At 39.1% G+C, this 274-nt stretch carries 1 protein-coding gene; it reads left to right on the forward strand.

Annotation, left to right across the window (positions count from 1 at the left end; all coding sequences use genetic code 11):
- On the forward strand, window positions 1–274 hold a 274-nt coding region (locus RYX56_RS22280), incomplete at both ends, for a DUF6044 family protein (RefSeq protein ID WP_317124110.1).

The raw sequence follows: 274 nt of genomic DNA on the forward strand, positions 1-274 counted from the left end.
TGGACACGTTTAATTTTGCCCGCTACCATTTCTTAAGGCCAATGGTGATTTACGCCAGCTTTGCCCTTGCATTAAAAATAATCTACCTTCAAGGATTCAACTGGGCGAAGACGGCAAAGGGACTGGCAGTCATGCAAATAATACTGTTATGTTTTTTTAACGATGAGATTATTTATCAAAAGAAACCAACTGTCAAGCAATTTTATGCAGAAGAATTATTTCAAGAAATAAAGGAGCATATTGCCTTGCCACAGGAGGAGTATCGTGTTGCCAG

The organism is Alkalihalophilus lindianensis (assembly GCF_032843265.1).
GTDB classification, from domain to species: Bacteria; Bacillota; Bacilli; order Bacillales; family Bacillaceae_D; genus Alkalihalophilus; species Alkalihalophilus lindianensis.